8 protein-coding genes and 2 rRNA genes (1 of these 10 running past the window's edge) are annotated in these 17073 nt (G+C 59.1%); 9 read left to right on the top strand and 1 reads right to left on the bottom strand.

What is annotated here, in order from left to right; all coding sequences use genetic code 11:
- The 8 genes from AC3I65_RS02875 to yfiB form a co-directional block, all read left to right on the top strand.
- Positions 1 to 2317 (top strand): 23S ribosomal RNA (locus tag AC3I65_RS02875) (it extends 575 nt beyond the left edge of the window).
- Positions 2318 to 2467: 150 nt separating this feature from the next.
- Positions 2468 to 2583 (top strand): 5S ribosomal RNA (rrf, locus tag AC3I65_RS02880).
- Between the two features lie 154 nt (positions 2584 to 2737).
- Complete coding sequence (gene recC / locus AC3I65_RS02885; protein ID WP_488523446.1) at positions 2738 to 6190, top strand: exodeoxyribonuclease V subunit gamma; 3453 nt, start codon at positions 2738 to 2740, stop codon at positions 6188 to 6190.
- On the top strand, positions 6187 to 9876 hold the full coding sequence (gene recB / locus AC3I65_RS02890) for an exodeoxyribonuclease V subunit beta (protein WP_488523447.1): 3690 nt from the start codon (positions 6187 to 6189) through the stop codon (positions 9874 to 9876). Before recC ends, recB begins: the two co-directional genes overlap by 4 nt.
- Positions 9873 to 11969, top strand: coding sequence for an exodeoxyribonuclease V subunit alpha (recD, locus tag AC3I65_RS02895; protein WP_488523448.1), 2097 nt, complete (start codon positions 9873 to 9875; stop codon positions 11967 to 11969). Before recB ends, recD begins: the two co-directional genes overlap by 4 nt.
- Positions 11970 to 12108: 139 nt before the next feature.
- A complete protein-coding gene (gene yfiR / locus AC3I65_RS02900; RefSeq protein WP_076386458.1) occupies positions 12109 to 12684 on the top strand; it encodes a regulatory sequestration protein YfiR in 576 nt (191 codons plus the stop codon).
- Positions 12681 to 13949 (top strand): diguanylate cyclase DgcN/YfiN, encoded by a 1269-nt coding sequence (dgcN, locus tag AC3I65_RS02905; RefSeq protein ID WP_107322985.1) that lies wholly within the window; start codon positions 12681 to 12683, stop codon positions 13947 to 13949. The genes yfiR and dgcN overlap by 4 nt, the downstream gene beginning before the upstream one ends.
- A 3-nt stretch (positions 13950 to 13952) precedes the next feature.
- Positions 13953 to 14456, top strand: coding sequence for an outer membrane lipoprotein YfiB (gene yfiB / locus AC3I65_RS02910; RefSeq protein ID WP_107322984.1), 504 nt, complete (start codon positions 13953 to 13955; stop codon positions 14454 to 14456).
- Here yfiB and AC3I65_RS02915 read toward each other — a convergent pair.
- Positions 14453 to 15400 (bottom strand): LysR family transcriptional regulator, encoded by a 948-nt coding sequence (locus AC3I65_RS02915; RefSeq protein ID WP_107322983.1) that lies wholly within the window; start codon positions 15398 to 15400, stop codon positions 14453 to 14455. The two genes, yfiB and AC3I65_RS02915, sit on opposite strands and share 4 nt — an antisense overlap.
- Before the next feature lie 143 nt (positions 15401 to 15543).
- Here AC3I65_RS02915 and AC3I65_RS02920 point away from each other — a divergent pair, with 143 nt between their 5' ends.
- The gene (locus AC3I65_RS02920; protein ID WP_047229525.1) at positions 15544 to 17070 is read left to right on the top strand and encodes a CoA-acylating methylmalonate-semialdehyde dehydrogenase; all 1527 of its coding nucleotides are present in this window, start codon (positions 15544 to 15546) and stop codon (positions 17068 to 17070) included.
- Positions 17071 to 17073: the final 3 nt, after the last annotated feature.

Raw genomic sequence — 17073 nt, forward strand, 5'->3', positions numbered from 1 at the left:
GACTTATTTTCAGTGGCGAGCTTAACCGAATAGGGGAGGCGTAGCGAAAGCGAGTCTTAATAGGGCGTCTAGTCGCTGGGAATAGACCCGAAACCGGGCGATCTATCCATGGGCAGGTTGAAGGTTGGGTAACACTAACTGGAGGACCGAACCGACTACCGTTGAAAAGTTAGCGGATGACCTGTGGATCGGAGTGAAAGGCTAATCAAGCTCGGAGATAGCTGGTTCTCCTCGAAAGCTATTTAGGTAGCGCCTCATGTATCACTGTAGGGGGTAGAGCACTGTTTCGGCTAGGGGGTCATCCCGACTTACCAAACCGATGCAAACTCCGAATACCTACAAGTGCCGAGCATGGGAGACACACGGCGGGTGCTAACGTCCGTCGTGAAAAGGGAAACAACCCAGACCGTCAGCTAAGGTCCCAAAGTTATGGTTAAGTGGGAAACGATGTGGGAAGGCTTAGACAGCTAGGAGGTTGGCTTAGAAGCAGCCACCCTTTAAAGAAAGCGTAATAGCTCACTAGTCGAGTCGGCCTGCGCGGAAGATGTAACGGGGCTCAAACCATACACCGAAGCTACGGGTATCACTTAGGTGATGCGGTAGAGGAGCGTTCTGTAAGCCTGTGAAGGTGAGTTGAGAAGCTTGCTGGAGGTATCAGAAGTGCGAATGCTGACATGAGTAACGACAATGGGTGTGAAAAACACCCACGCCGAAAGACCAAGGTTTCCTGCGCAACGTTAATCGACGCAGGGTTAGTCGGTCCCTAAGGCGAGGCTGAAAAGCGTAGTCGATGGAAAACAGGTTAATATTCCTGTACTTCTGGTTATTGCGATGGAGGGACGGAGAAGGCTAGGCCAGCTTGGCGTTGGTTGTCCAAGTTTAAGGTGGTAGGCTGAGATCTTAGGTAAATCCGGGATCTTAAGGCCGAGAGCTGATGACGAGTTACCCTTTGGGTGACGAAGTGGTTGATGCCATGCTTCCAAGAAAAGCTTCTAAGCTTCAGGTAACCAGGAACCGTACCCCAAACCGACACAGGTGGTTGGGTAGAGAATACCAAGGCGCTTGAGAGAACTCGGGTGAAGGAACTAGGCAAAATGGCACCGTAACTTCGGGAGAAGGTGCGCCGGTGAGGGTGAAGCACTTGCTGCGTAAGCCCACGCCGGTCGAAGATACCAGGCCGCTGCGACTGTTTATTAAAAACACAGCACTCTGCAAACACGAAAGTGGACGTATAGGGTGTGACGCCTGCCCGGTGCCGGAAGGTTAATTGATGGGGTTAGCTAACGCGAAGCTCTTGATCGAAGCCCCGGTAAACGGCGGCCGTAACTATAACGGTCCTAAGGTAGCGAAATTCCTTGTCGGGTAAGTTCCGACCTGCACGAATGGCGTAACGATGGCGGCGCTGTCTCCACCCGAGACTCAGTGAAATTGAAATCGCTGTGAAGATGCAGTGTATCCGCGGCTAGACGGAAAGACCCCGTGAACCTTTACTATAGCTTTGCACTGGACTTTGAATTTGCTTGTGTAGGATAGGTGGGAGGCTTTGAAGCGTGGACGCCAGTTCGCGTGGAGCCATCCTTGAAATACCACCCTGGCAACTTTGAGGTTCTAACTCAGGTCCGTTATCCGGATCGAGGACAGTGTATGGTGGGTAGTTTGACTGGGGCGGTCTCCTCCTAAAGAGTAACGGAGGAGTACGAAGGTGCGCTCAGACCGGTCGGAAATCGGTCGTAGAGTATAAAGGCAAAAGCGCGCTTGACTGCGAGACAGACACGTCGAGCAGGTACGAAAGTAGGTCTTAGTGATCCGGTGGTTCTGTATGGAAGGGCCATCGCTCAACGGATAAAAGGTACTCCGGGGATAACAGGCTGATACCGCCCAAGAGTTCATATCGACGGCGGTGTTTGGCACCTCGATGTCGGCTCATCACATCCTGGGGCTGAAGCCGGTCCCAAGGGTATGGCTGTTCGCCATTTAAAGTGGTACGCGAGCTGGGTTTAGAACGTCGTGAGACAGTTCGGTCCCTATCTGCCGTGGACGTTTGAGATTTGAGAGGGGCTGCTCCTAGTACGAGAGGACCGGAGTGGACGAACCTCTGGTGTTCCGGTTGTCACGCCAGTGGCATTGCCGGGTAGCTATGTTCGGAAAAGATAACCGCTGAAAGCATCTAAGCGGGAAACTTGCCTCAAGATGAGATCTCACTGGGACCTTGAGTCCCCTGAAGGGCCGTCGAAGACTACGACGTTGATAGGTGGGGTGTGTAAGCGCTGTGAGGCGTTGAGCTAACCCATACTAATTGCCCGTGAGGCTTGACCATATAACACCCAAGCAATTTGCTGACCCGATACAGGGCACCAGATTGCGGTGTGTGAAGACGCTATGAACCGAAAGTTCGCACAACACACAAACCTATCGCATACCCATTCGCTGGAACGTGACCGCAAGGCACGCGCTGGCTACCGAATTTCTTGACGACCATAGAGCATTGGAACCACCTGATCCCATCCCGAACTCAGCAGTGAAACGATGCATCGCCGATGGTAGTGTGGGGTTTCCCCATGTGAGAGTAGGTCATCGTCAAGATTAAATTCCGAAACCCCTATCTGCTGACGCAGGTAGGGGTTTTGTTTTGCCCGCAGGAAAGTTCTTACGACAAGCACGGACACCTCCCGGCTGTCACAGCCCCCCGACAGTGCTAAGGTTCGGCCCTAGCTTTTGCATTTTCAAGGATGCCTTTATGCCGGACGCGACGTCCTTAAGCCCTGCTTTCATGGTGGTCCATGGGAATCGCCTTGATGAGTTGCGCAGCCTGGTGATCAGCTTGATGCGGCGCTACCCGCTGGGGCCTCTTGAAAATGAAATCGCGCTGGTTCAAAGCAATGGCATCGCCCAATGGTTGAAGCTGGCATTGGCTGAGGATCCGGAAGATGACGATACCGGTGGCTGCGGTATCGCCGCCGCCATTGATGTGCAGTTGCCCGGCAGTTTCATGTGGCAACTCTATCGAACTGTCCTGGGACGTGACGAAATTCCGGCCAAGTCGTTGCTTGATAAGGCTCCACTTACATGGCGGCTGATGCGCCTTCTGCCACAGTTGATCGAGCAGCCCCATTTCGAGCCCCTGCGGCGTTTCCTTACCCACGATACCGACTTGCGCAAGCGTTATCAGTTGTCCGAGCGTCTTGCCGATCTGTTTGACCAATATCAGGTGTACCGGGCGGATTGGCTGGAGGACTGGGCGGAAGGTCGGCACCAGACAAGAAATGTCCGGGGTGAAATCAAGCCGCTCGCGCCAGAAAACTGTTGGCAGGCCGAACTGTGGCGGGCCCTTTTGATGGATGTAGGGGAGCAAGGCATGGCCCAAAGCCGTGCTGGGGTTCATCAACGGTACATCGAGCGTATCAACAGTTTGGAAGTGGCTCCCAGGAACCTGCCCGCGCGGGTGATAGTGTTCGGCATTTCTTCTCTGCCGGCCCAAGTCCTTGAAGCACTTGCCGGTCTGTCACGGTTTAGCCAGGTTCTGCTGTGCGTTCATAACCCATGTCGCCACCATTGGGCGGACATCGTGGCCGACAAAGACCTGCTACGCCACCAATACAAACGGCAGGCCCGCAAGGCCGGAATGCCCGTTGTCCTCGACCCGCAGACCTTGCACCAGCATGCTCATCCATTATTGGCAGCGTGGGGCAAGCAGGGGCGTGACTATATCAACCTGCTCGACAGCTACGACGACCCCAACAGTTATCGCTCGGTATTTCGCGATGGACGGATCGACCTGTTCAGCGAGGGGAATCCCACGACCCTTCTCGGCCAACTGCAGGATGACATTCTCGAGCTGCGCCCCCTGAACGAAACCCGGGAACACTGGCCAGCGGTGGATACGGAGCAGGACGGGTCTATCCGTTTCCATGTAGCCCACAGTGCTCAGCGCGAGGTTGAAATCCTCCACGATCAGCTGCTGGCCCGCTTTAGTGCGGATCCGAGCCTGCGCCCCCGGGATATCATCGTCATGGTCCCGGACATCGACAGCTACGCACCGCATATACGCGCTGTGTTCGGTCAGCTTGAAAGAACTGATCCCCGTTTCATTCCTTTCACCCTCACTGATCAGGGCCAGCGTGGACGTGATCCGTTATTGATCGCTGTCGAACACTTGCTCAAGCTGCCGGATAGCCGCTTTCCGGTCAGCGAAATCCTCGATCTGCTCGATGTTCCGGCGTTGCGTGAGCGGTTCGGTATCGATGAAGCTGACTTGCCTACGCTGCACCGCTGGATCGAGGGTGCCGGTATCCGCTGGGGCATGAGTGCCGAACATCGTGCCGGACTGGGATTACCCGCGGAGCTTGAGCAGAACAGCTGGCGTTTCGGTCTTCGGCGCATGCTGCTGGGGTATGCCGTCGGCAGCGCGGGCGCTTATGACGGCATCGAACCCTATGATGAAATTGGTGGCCTGGATGCGGCGTTGATCGGTCCTCTGGTTGCGTTGCTGGATGCTTTGCAAGTCGCTCATCAGGAACTCACCCGGCCCGCATCACCGCAAGAATGGGGCTCGCGCCTGCATGATCTGATGCAGCTGTTTTTCCAGGCGAGCAACGAACATGACGACTATCTGCTGGCCCAACTCGAAGACTTGCGTGAAACCTGGCTGGAGACCTGTGAGTCGGTTGCCCTGCAGGATGAGTTGCCCCTGACTGTTGTCCGTGAGGCCTGGTTGGCAGGGTTGGATCAGGGCCGACTGTCCCAGCGTTTCCTGGCCGGAGCGGTCAACTTCTGCACCCTGATGCCGATGCGCGCGATTCCTTTCAAACTGGTGTGTCTGCTGGGTATGAACGACGGTGATTACCCGCGAGCACAACCGCCCCTGGATTTTGATCTCATGGGCAGCGACTATCGCCCCGGGGATCGTTCCCGACGCGAAGATGATCGATATCTGTTATTGGAGGCGCTGCTTTCAGCCCGGGAAAAGCTCTATATCAGTTGGGTCGGACGCAGCATCCGCGACAACAGCGACCGTCCTGCTTCAGTATTGGTCGGCCAACTGCGGGATCATCTCGCCAGCGGTTGGCGGTTGGCGGATGACCGCGGGGACCTTCTTGAGGCGTTGACCCAGGAACATCCGCTGCAACCGTTCAGTGCTCGTTATTTTCATCAAGGCAGTGCATTGTTCAGTTACGCCAGTGAATGGCGAATGCTCCACGGTGCCCACGAACACGCCGCCCAAAGCCAGGTGCTGGAACCCTATGTTCAGGAAGAGCCCTTGGGCCTTGGGCAACTGCAGGACTTTCTGCGCAATCCCGTCCGGCACTTCTTCAGTCAACGACTCAAAATATTCTTCGAGGCCATCGAGGCCCCTTTGGCAGATGACGAACCCTTCGTTCTCGATGCGCTGCAACGCTACAGCCTGAGCGACAGCTTGCTGGAGGCCGCCCTGGTTCACCTCGATCAACCGGATCTGGCACTGGCCACTCATGCCAAAAGACTGCAGAACAGCGGCCTGTTACCGATGGCCGGCTTCGGTGAATGCATGCAACGTGAATTGATCGAGCCCTTGCCTGATTTGCTCCAGCGTTACCAGCAGCTTCTGGCGTTATGGCCCACGCCGTTGACCAGTGCCTTGCCTGTCAGCTTGCAATTGCATGGCGTGAGCGTCGAGGGCTGGCTGAGTGGCCTGCACCAGCGTGCGGATGGAGCGGTTCTCACCATCAGCGCGATACCCAACGGTATTGGCTCCCCCAAGACCCGTAAATGGCATCGTCTGATTCGTCCTTGGGTCAATCATCTTGTTGCGTGCGCTAACGGCTTTTCGATGACGACGGCACTGGTGGCCAGTGATGACAGCTTGCTGCTGGCTCCTTTTGAAGAGCCCGTGGCACGACGGTTGCTCGGCGATCTATTGCAAGCCTGGCAGGCGGGTATGCGTCAGCCGCTTCCCGTCGCGGTGAAGACCGCCTTCGCTTGGCTCGGCCAGAGCGATCCAGCCAAAGCCGATGCGGCTGCTCGAAAAGCCTACGAAGGCGACGGGCAGAACTCTGAGGGTGAGCGGCGGGAAAGTCCGGCGTTGGCCCGGCAGTTTGCTGACTTCGATGCCTTGACGGCCGACGAGACATTCCCCGACTGGTGCGATGCTCTTTACCGGCCACTGCTCGAAGCACCATGGCGTTCATTGGCCGGCGAGGAGGTAGGCTCATGACTCGCCAGCCTCCACTCGCCCTGGCCTTCCCGCTACGTGGCAGTCAATTGATCGAGGCCAGCGCCGGTACCGGCAAGACCTTTACCATTTCGGCGTTGTACCTGCGTCTGGTACTGGGGCATGGCGGCCCGGCTACCGGCTTTGGTCGCGAACTGCTTCCTCCGCAGATCCTGGTGGTGACCTTTACGGACGCTGCCACCAAGGAGTTGCGTGAACGTATCCGCATGCGTCTGGCCCAGGCGGCGCGCTTCTTTCGTGATGAAATTGCCGCCCCGGATTCGCTGATCGCCGAGTTGCGGGATGAGTTCGATGCAACGCAGTGGTCTGGCTGTGCGAACCGGTTGGACATCGCTGCGCAATGGATGGATGAAGCAGCAGTGTCGACCATCCATAGCTGGTGTCAGCGCATGCTGCGTGAACATGCTTTTGACAGCGGTAGCCTGTTTACCCAGACCCTGGAAACCGATCACAGCGACTTGCTCGGCGAAGTGCTGCGCGACTATTGGCGGCTGTTCTGCTACTCGATGCAAGGCGAGGCGCTGAATTGGGTGCGGACACATTGGGGTGGGCCCGCTGCGCTGCTGCCGCGAGTCAGAGGCCTGTTTTCCAGCGAACGCGATGCTGCTGAGGGGCTTGAACCCGCCGAACTGATCGCCGCATCGCTTCAGGAGCGCAGCGCCGCCTTGCTCGATCTCAAGGCGCCGTGGCGGCAATGGGCCGTGGAGCTGCTGGAGATCTGTCAGCAAGGTGTCGCCAACAAAAGCGTCGACGGGCGCAAGATGCAGGCCCGGTACTTCGAACCGTGGTTCCAGAAAATCAATGCCTGGGTGGAGGACGAAAGCCTTGAGCTGTTGGACATCGGCAGCGGATTCACACGCCTGACCCCCGAGGGCATGGCCGAGGCCTGGAAAGGCGAAGTGCCCAGTCATCCCGGGCTGGACGCCATGTCCGGTCTCAAGGCCAGCCTGGAAGCCTTGCCCACTCCCGATGCCGCAGTGCTGCAACATGCCGCGCAATGGGTGGGGGCACGTTTCGAGGCGGAGAAACGGCGCCGCGCGGAGATGGGCTTCGACGATATGCTGCTGCGTCTGGACGCGGCCCTTCAGGCCGAGGGCGGAGAGCGGCTGGCGAGCTTGATCCGCGAACAGTTTCCGGTGGCGCTGATCGATGAGTTCCAGGACACCGACCCGATTCAATATCGCATCTTCGAAAGCATCTACCACATCGCAGAAAGCAACCCCGACACCGGGCTGTTCCTGATTGGTGACCCGAAGCAGGCCATTTACGCTTTTCGCGGCGCTGACATCTATACCTACCTGCGCGCCCGCGAAGCCACCGCCGGCAGGCTGCATACGCTGGGAACAAACTTCCGTTCCAGCCACGCCATGGTCAGTGCGGTGAACCATATTTTCCAGAATGCCGAATCTCGCCCTGAAGGGCGCGGTGCTTTTCTGTTTCGTGAACCGTCGGGCAAGAACCCGGTGCCGTTCCAGCCCGTTGAGTCCCAAGGGCGCAAGGAGTCCTTGCAAGTCAACGGGCTACCCGTTGCCGCAATGAATATCTGGCACCTGTCTTCTGATCAGCCGCTTTCCGGGGCGGTGTATCGGAAGCACATGGCGGCGGCTTGTGCCAGTGAGATCACCGCGTTGCTCAATGGCGGCCAATCGGGGCGCGATGGCTTTACGGTCGATGAAAAGACGCTCCAGGGATTACGCCCGGCGGATATCGCCATCCTGGTGCGTGACGGCAAAGAAGCTCAGGCCGTGCGCGACGAGCTGTCCGCGCGGGGAGTGCGCAGTGTCTATCTGTCCGACAAAGACTCGGTCTTCGCTTCACAGGAAGCGCGGGACCTGCTGATCTGGCTCAGGGCCTGCGCCGAGCCGGATGTCGAGCGGCCACTGCGGGCAGCACTGGCCAGCATCACGCTGAATCTTGCGCTGACGGAGCTGGAACGTCTCAATCAGGATGAGCTGGCCTGGGAGCGTCGGGTCATGCAGTTCCGAGGCTATCGTACGGTCTGGCGTACCCAGGGCGTGTTGCCCATGCTGCGTCGCCTGCTACATGATTTCGAGCTGCCCCAGGCCTTGATGACGCGCAGCGACGGCGAGCGGGTGCTGACCAATTTGCTGCATCTTTGCGAGCTGTTGCAACAGGCCGCCGGTGAGCTGGATGGCGAGCAAGCTTTGATTCGGCATCTGTCCGAGCACTTGGCGCTGTCCGGGCAGGCTGGTGAAGAACAGATCCTGCGCCTGGAAAGCGATGAGCAACTGGTCAAGGTGGTCACGATTCACAAGTCCAAGGGACTTGAATATCCACTGGTGTTTTTGCCCTTCATCTGTTCGACGAAACCGGTGGATGGCAGTCGGTTGCCTTTGCATTACCACGATGAAGCCTGCAAGGCACAGACCAGCCTCAAGCCTACCGCCGAGTTGATCGCCAAGGCCGATGACGAGCGTCTGGCCGAGGATCTGCGGCTTCTCTACGTGGCCCTGACCCGCGCACAACACGCTTGCTGGCTGGGTGTGGCTGATCTCAAACGGGGCAATAACAACAGCTCGATCCTGCACTTGTCCGCATTGGGCTATCTGTTGGGCGGTGGTGTACCGTTAGTCGAGTCGGTGGAGTTGAGGCGCTGGCTGGAGGACCTGCAGCAAGGCAGCGCAATGGTCAGCTATCAGGAGATGCCCCAGGCCACCGACGAGCATTACCGGCCGCCACGCAACGAAGCGGTATTGCTTGAACCTTTGATACCCGTACGCAAAGCCAGCGAAAACTGGTGGATCGCCTCCTACAGCGCCTTGCGTATCGGGGAAAGCCTGAGTGCGGGCAGCAATGATGCGCCGGAGAACCCGCAGGCTCAGAAGCTGTTCGACGATGAGCGGCTTGACCCCGATGCCCCAAGGGAAATTGTTGCCGTGGGTGGCGATATTCACCGCTTCCCTCGCGGCCCTGGTCCCGGCACATTCCTTCATGGCCTGCTGGAGTGGGCCGCTGGCGAAGGATTTGAAGCTACGCCAACCGCCATCGAGGATGCCATAGCCCGGCGCTGCAATCGTCGAGGTTGGAAAGGCTGGATCGCTACCCTGGGTGACTGGCTGCAACACCTGATCAAACTGCCTATGCACATAGGTGGTGACCAGGCGCCGGTGGTGCTCGAGAACCTGTCCCGGTTTCAGGTCGAGATGGAGTTCTGGTTTGCCAGCCACAAGGTCGATGTGCTCAAGCTCGACCAACTGGTTTGCCAATTCACCCATGGCGGTGTCGCTCGCGTGGCCGCTGAGCCGGTGTTGCTCAACGGGATGTTCAAGGGCTTCATCGATTTGACGTTCGAGCACGAGGGCCGGTATTACGTGGCCGATTACAAGTCCAACTGGCTGGGTGTCGATGACATGGCCTACACCGAGCAGGCCATGGAACAGTCAATCCTCGACAATCGCTACGACCTGCAATACGTGTTGTACCTGTTGGCCCTGCACCGTCAGCTCAAGGCGCGCCTGCCCGGCTATGACTACGATCGGCATGTCGGTGGGGCGTTGTATCTGTTCCTGCGCGGTACCCGCTCAGCCAGTCAGGGCGTTTACTTCACCAAGCCTCCACGGGCGCTGATCGAGCAACTGGACCGTATGTTCCAAGGGGTTTGCGAGCCAAAGGCTGAACCGGCATGGGAACAGGGGGAGCTGCTATGAAACGTTCTTTTGCCGATCTGTTACCCCAATCGTCTGATGACGAGAGCCTGATGGATCTGGCGCCGCTGAGCCGCGCGGATGACTTGCTGCTGTTGCTCACCCGCTGGGTCGAACGAGGATGGTTGCGCGCCCTGGACAAGGCATTCGTCGCCTTCCTCCATGAGCTCGCGCCTGAAGATGATCCGTTGGTGCTGCTTGCTGCGGCGCTCACCAGCCATCAGTTGGGTCACGGGCATGTCTGCCTGGATCTGTTCGAAACGCTCAAGGAGCCGGATTTCGCCCTGTCACTGCCGCCTGAAGGCGACTCGCAAACGGGGGTAGAGTTGTTGCCCTCGCAAATACTACGGACTCTCGATGGGGCTCACTGGTGCAAGGTCCTGGCTTCCAGTGCTCTGGTGGCCTTGGCCGTCGATGAGCATGAAGAAGCGCGGCAACGCCCTTTGGTGTTATCAGGTAAGCGGCTTTATCTGCGTCGTTATTGGGCTTATGAGCGGCGGATCGATGAGGCGTTGCGACAACGGCTTGCCGAACATGAAGCGGCACCTGATGATCTTCGCGAGCGTTTGAACGGGTTGTTCGGGCCGGCCAACGCCGCTGACCCGATCGATTGGCAAAAACTGGCCTGTGCGCTGGCGACCCGTGGAGCCTTCAGTATCATCACTGGCGGCCCGGGTACCGGCAAGACCACCACGGTTGTGCGCTTGCTCGCCTTGCTTCAGGCGCCCGCTGTCGAGGCAGGCAAACCGCTGCGGATCCGCCTGGCCGCGCCCACAGGCAAGGCGGCGGCGCGTCTGACCGAGTCCATCAGCCAGCAGGTTCGCACCCTCGATGTGGTTGACGCCGTGCGCGAGCGCATTCCTTGCGATGTCACCACGGTCCATCGCTTGTTGGGCAGTCGGCCTGGCACCCGACATTTTCGCCATCATGGGGGCAATCGCTTGCCACTGGATGTGTTGGTGATCGATGAAGCCTCCATGATCGATCTGGAGATGATGGCCAATCTGCTGGATGCGCTGCCGACTCATGCGCGACTGGTATTACTGGGTGATAAGGACCAACTGGCTTCTGTTGAGGCCGGTGCGGTACTGGGGGACCTGTGTCGGGACGCCGAGGAGGGTTGGTACAGCCCCCGGACCCTGGCCTGGCTGGAGTCGGTCAGCGGTGAAAACCTGGCGGCCAGTGATCTGCGGCAAGACCTCGATGGCACTCATGCCTTGGCCCAGCAAGTGGTCATGCTCAGGCATTCGCGGCGCTTCGGCGAGGGCAGTGGGATCGGTCAACTGGCGCGTCGGGTCAACCAGCAACAACCGGAACAGGCCCGTCAACTGCTGCTCGAAGGCGAATTCACCGACCTGTTTTCCCTGGCGCTGAGGGGCGAACACGATGGGGCGCTGGAGCGCTTGTTACTCGACGGCAAGGCAGAAGGGCCGAAGGGTTATCGGCATTACTTGAGCCTGTTGCGTCAGCGCCGCCCGGCCATTTCCCGACCGCTTGAGGACAGCTGCTGGACCGATTGGGCTCGGGAAGTGCTGTCGGCTTTCGACGAGTTCCAGCTGCTTTGTGCCGTACGCAAAGGCCCGTGGGGCGTCGCGGGGTTGAACCAGCGCATCACCGCCGCACTGCTCAAGGCCCAGCTTATCGACAGCGATCATCAATGGTACGAAGGGCGCCCGGTTCTGATGACCCGCAACGACTACGGGTTGGGCCTGATGAATGGCGATATCGGTATCGCGCTCAAGCTGCCCGAGCGTGAGGGGCCAGACGCCGGCAAGCAGGTTCTGCGGGTGGCGTTCCCTCGTAACGATGGCCAGGGCGGTGTGCGTTTTGTACTGCCCAGTCGCCTGAACGATGTAGAAACTGTCTTTGCCATGACGGTGCACAAATCCCAAGGTTCGGAGTTCGCCCATACGGCTTTGATTCTTCCGGATGCGCTGAACCCGGTGCTGACGAAAGAATTGGTGTACACCGCCATTACTCGGGGCAAGCACTGGTTCAGTCTGATTGAGCCGCGAGCGGGCGTCTTTGAAGAGGCGGTTCAGCGCAAGGTCAAGCGCTTGAGCGGGTTGATGCTGGCGCTGGAAGGAGCTGTCTGAGCGATCGACTTTCGCGATTCAGTGCCCAGGGCGGCTGTTCTGCACGCTTGTGTCGTAAGCGTCGTAGGGCGCTGCCTCGCTGGCTTTTTGGCACTGTGCTATCTTTCCGGCACTTATTGCATCGACCAAGAGACTTTCCATGAGTGTGGCTGTTCAGGAGACAGTGCGCCGCAAGGGCTGGAGGCAATATTTGCTTGCCGGCCTGCTGTGCTTACTGGCGCCTGTGGTTGTCGCCCAGGATCAGGCCACCACGACCCGGGCTGAACAGCGGGCCGAATCCGTCACCCAGGTTGTGTTGGGAATTCTCAGCTACGCCCGCTGGCCCGTGGAACCAGCGCAATTGCAGCTGTGCATTGTCGGGCCGACTCAATACACAGACGATTTGGTCAAGGGTACGACTCAGGCCACTGGCCGGCCTGTGACTGTGCAGCGGGTGCTGGCCGACCACCCCAGTATTGCCACTGATTGCAACGCGATCTACATCGGCAGATTGACCCATGACGAGCGCACCCGGCTGTTCGCGTCCTTGATCGGTAAACCTGTGTTGAGCATCAGTGAAGGCGGCGATCAGTGCACCGTCGGTAGCCTGTTCTGTCTGCGGGTCGCTGACGAACAGGTCTCGTTCGAGGTCAACCTGGATTCGGTGGCGCGCAGTGGCGTGCGCATTCACCCCAGCGTTTTACAGCTTTCACGTCGCAGGCCAGCAGCCCCATGAATCTGCCCACGGCACGGATCCGTCCCACACTGGGCTCGGTCATTGGTCGCGGTCACCTGATTGTCGCGTTGGTGGCGATCACCATGGCCAGTGTCTCCCTGACGTTGCTTGGTGTACTGGCGCTGCGAGTCTATGCCGATCACAACCTGCACCTGATCGCCCGCTCGATCAGCTATACCGTTGAAGCGGCCGTGGTGTTCGATGACTCAGTGGCGGCGACCGAGGCGCTGGCTGTGATTGCCTCCACCGAAGAGGTCGCCGATGCCGAGGTGTTCAACGAGCATGGGCGTCTGCTGGCTCGCTGGCAGCGACCGGAAACCGGCTTGTTGTCGGAATTGGAAAGGCACATCGCCAAAACCTTCCTGGAAAAGCCCATCAGCCTGCCAATCATCCATCAGGGACAGAATATAGGCGCAGTTCTACTGTCGGGACATGGCGGCAGCCTTTTGCGGTTTTTGCTTAGCGGCCTGGCGGGAATTGTCCTGTGCACGGCGGTGAGCGCCTGGGTGGCGTTGTATCTGGCGCGGCGCCAGTTACGCGCAATCACCGGGCCGCTGCGCAGCCTCGCCGAGGTGGCCCATGCCGCGCGCAGCGAGCGCGCCCTCGACCGACGCGTACCGCCGGCCGCTATCGCCGAACTGGATAACCTGGGCAATGACTTCAACGCGCTGCTTGATGAGCTGGAGTCCTGGCAAACCCACCTGCAAAGCGAGAACGAAACCCTGGCTCACCAGGCCAGTCACGACAGCCTGACCGGATTGCCGAATCGGGCATTTTTCGAAGGCCGGCTGATCCGTGCACTGCGCAATGCCAACAAACTCGACGAGCAGGTCGCCGTGCTCTATCTGGACAGTGACCGGTTCAAGGGTATCAACGATAACTTCGGCCATGCTGCCGGTGATGCGGTGCTGACGGCGGTGGCGACACGGGTCCGGGCGCAGTTGCGTGAAGGTGACTTGGTGGCGCGCCTGGGCGGGGACGAATTTGCCGTGCTGCTTGCACCCTTGCACCGGACCGAGGATGCCGAACGGATTGCCGAGAAAATCATAGCCAGCATGGAAATGCCCATTCAATTGCCCGGCAATGCCTCGGTGCTGACCTCTCTGAGTGTCGGCATCGCCGTTTATCCTGATCATGGCGCTACACCAGGCGCCTTGCTCAACGCCGCCGATGCGGCGATGTATCAGGCCAAACGCCTCGCCAGAGGCGGTCAACACACGGCTGGGTCGGAGCACCCGGTTGCTGATCTTCAAGCCAGGAGCTGACTCGTGCGCCTATATCCTCAACTCTCCCTGCAGCGCTTCGCCGCGCTTTTGTTCATCACCGTTCTGGCCCTGTCCGGCTGCCAGACGACACCCCAAAAAGGTCTTACCCCGGCGCAAGTCGCCGTGCTCAAACAACAAGGGTTCGAATTGACCGATGAGGGATGGGCTTTCGGCCTGTCCGGCAAAGTACTGTTTGGCAGCGATGTGGAAACCCTCAACCCGGCCAGTACCGAGATTGTCGAGCGAATCGGCAAGGCTCTGCTGGGGGCCGGAATCGAGCGGGTGCGGATCGATGGTCATACCGACGCATCAGGCTCGCAAACCTATAACGAACAACTGTCGATACGTCGGGCCTACAGCGTGAGCAAGGTATTGATTGGCGTGGGCATGCGCGAAGAAAACGTTCAAACACGGGGGCTGGGCAGTAGCAGGCCAGTCGCCTCCAACGACACGGTCGAGGGGCGCACCGAAAACCGTCGCGTCGCCATCGTGGTCATCGCCGACTAGTCGGCGAATACCATCTCTCGGCTCTCGCCCATCAACAATGGCTGATTCTGCTCAGTCACTTCGCGGATGTAATCCCACAACAGCGTGATGCGTTTGAGCTTCCTCAAATCCTCCCGGCAGTACATCCAGAACTGCCGGGTGACGGTGATTTCCTCCGGCAGCACCGGCAGCAGGCGCGGATCCTGGGCGGCGAGGAAGCACGGCAGGATCGCCAATGATCGTCCTTGCTGCGCTGCCACGAACTGCGCAATCACGCTGGTGCTGCGCAGGTGAGCATGGGCGCCTGGCAATACATTCGCCAAGTAGAGCAGCTCGGAACTGAACGCCAGATCATCCACGTAGCTGATGAACGAATGCTTGCTCAGGTCCGCCGGTCGGTGGATGGGAGGATGGCTGTCCAGGTATGGCTGGGTGGCGTAGAGCTGCAGTCGGTAGTCGCACAGTTTGCAGCACACATACGGGCCATGTTCGGGGCGTTCGAGGGCGATGACGATGTCGGCTTCGCGCTTGGAAAGGCTGATGAAGTGCGGCAGCGGCAGGATGTCCACGGAAATGGCCGGGTAGGCATCGACGAAATGACTCAGTTGCGGCGTGATGAAGAAGCTGCCGAAGCCCTCGGTACAGCCCATGCGCACGTGGCCGGACAACGCCACCCCAGAGCCTGACACCTGTTCGCAGGCCATGTGCAGGGTGCTTTCGATCGATTCGGCGTAACCCAGCAGACGCTGGCCTTCGGCGGTCAGGACAAAACCGTTGGTCCGGGATTTTTCGAACAGCAGCGTCCCCAATGACGTTTCCAGCGAGCTGATGCGTCGCGACACCGTGGTGTAGTCGACGGCCAGGCGCTTGGCCGCCGTGCTGGCCTTGCGGGTGCGGGCCACTTCGAGGAAAAACTTGAGGTCGTCCCAATTCAGCGACCCCAGGGAGGTGATGTTTTTTTGCATGATGGACCGGTTTTTATGTGCGTTCTTATTAGAAGTTTGCACATCTATACTCCAAAAACCGTCTCATCACCAAGGTGTCTGTCTATGCACCTTGATCTGTGCTGAACCAGCGCTCTCTATAAGAACAAGTCCCGGAGGCCAGCATGAACGTTTCCCTTACGCCCAGCGACACTGCCCTGCAAACCGTAAAATTGTTGATCGACGGCGAGTGGGTTGAATCCCAGTCCAGCGAATGGCACGACATCGTCAACCCGGCCACCCAGCAGGTACTGGCGAAAGTCCCGTTCGCCACGGCGTCGGAAGTCGATGCCGCCATTGCCGCCGCCCAGCGTGCTTTCCAGACCTGGAAGCTGACCCCCATCGGTGCGCGGATGCGCATCATGCTCAAGCTCCAGGCGCTGATTCGCGAGCACTCCAAACGCATCGCTGCCGTACTGAGCGCCGAGCAGGGCAAGACTATCGCTGATGCCGAGGGCGATATTTTCCGTGGCCTGGAAGTGGTCGAACACGCCTGTTCCATCGGCACCCTGCAAATGGGCGAGTTTGCCGAGAACGTTGCCGGCGGCGTCGATACCTACACGTTGCGCCAACCGATTGGTGTGTGCGCGGGCATTACCCCGTTCAATTTCCCGGCGATGATTCCGCTGTGGATGTTCCCGATGGCCATCGCCTGCGGTAACACCTTCGTGCTCAAACCGTCGGAGCAGGACCCGCTGTCGACCATGCTGCTGGTGGAGCTGGCCATCGAGGCTGGCGTGCCGGCGGGCGTGCTCAACGTGGTGCATGGCGGCAAGGATGTGGTGGATGCCCTCTGCACCCACAAGGACATCAAGGCGGTTTCCTTTGTCGGCTCAACGGCGGTCGGCACCCACGTGTATGACCTGGCGGGTCGGCATGGCAAGCGCGTGCAGTCGATGATGGGCGCCAAGAACCATGCGGTGGTGTTGCCTGATGCCAATCGCGAACAGACCCTCAATGCTTTGGTCGGCGCCGGTTTCGGGGCGGCGGGCCAGCGTTGCATGGCCACTTCGGTGGTGGTCATGGTGGGCGCGGCCAAACAATGGCTGCCCGAGCTCAAGGCCCTGGCGCAGAAGCTCAAGGTCAACGCCGGCAGTGAGCCGGGCACGGATGTCGGCCCGGTCATTTCCAAGCGGGCCAAGGCGCGGATTCTTGAATTGATCGAGAGTGGCGTACAGGAAGGGGCCAAGCTGGAACTTGATGGCCGTGACATCAGCGTGCCGGGTTTCGAGCAAGGCAACTTCGTCGGCCCGACCCTGTTTTCCGGCGTGACTACCAGGATGCGTATTTACACCGAAGAAATCTTTGGTCCGGTGTTGGTGGTGCTGGAAGTCGACACCCTTGATCAGGCAATCGCCCTGGTCAATGCCAACCCGTTTGGCAACGGCACCGGCCTGTTCACGCAAAGCGGGGCGGCGGCGCGTAAATTCCAGAGCGAAATCGACGTCGGCCAGGTGGGGATCAACATCCCGATTCCGGTACCTGTGCCGTTTTTCAGCTTCACCGGCTCCCGTGGTTCGAAACTCGGTGACTTGGGCCCCTACGGCAAACAAGTGGTGCAGTTCTACACTCAGACCAAGACCGTTACCGCACGCTGGTTCGATGATGACAGCGTCAATGACGGTGTGAACACCACCATCAATCTGCGTTAAGGA

This window comes from Pseudomonas sp. N-1-13, assembly GCF_057787095.1.

What these genes read in the sequence shown, in the direction of transcription:
- recD (WP_488523448.1), top strand. Translation starts at nt 9,873, where the DNA reads ATGAAACGTTCTTTTGCCGATCTGTTACCCCAATCGTCTGATGACGAG.
- recB (WP_488523447.1), top strand. Translation starts at nt 6,187, where the DNA reads ATGACTCGCCAGCCTCCACTCGCCCTGGCCTTCCCGCTACGTGGCAGT.
- AC3I65_RS02915 (WP_107322983.1), bottom strand. Translation starts at nt 15,400, where the DNA reads ATGCAAAAAAACATCACCTCCCTGGGGTCGCTGAATTGGGACGACCTC.
- AC3I65_RS02920 (WP_047229525.1), top strand. Translation starts at nt 15,544, where the DNA reads ATGAACGTTTCCCTTACGCCCAGCGACACTGCCCTGCAAACCGTAAAA.
- recC (WP_488523446.1), top strand. Translation starts at nt 2,738, where the DNA reads ATGCCGGACGCGACGTCCTTAAGCCCTGCTTTCATGGTGGTCCATGGG.
- yfiR (WP_076386458.1), top strand. Translation starts at nt 12,109, where the DNA reads ATGAGTGTGGCTGTTCAGGAGACAGTGCGCCGCAAGGGCTGGAGGCAA.
- dgcN (WP_107322985.1), top strand. Translation starts at nt 12,681, where the DNA reads ATGAATCTGCCCACGGCACGGATCCGTCCCACACTGGGCTCGGTCATT.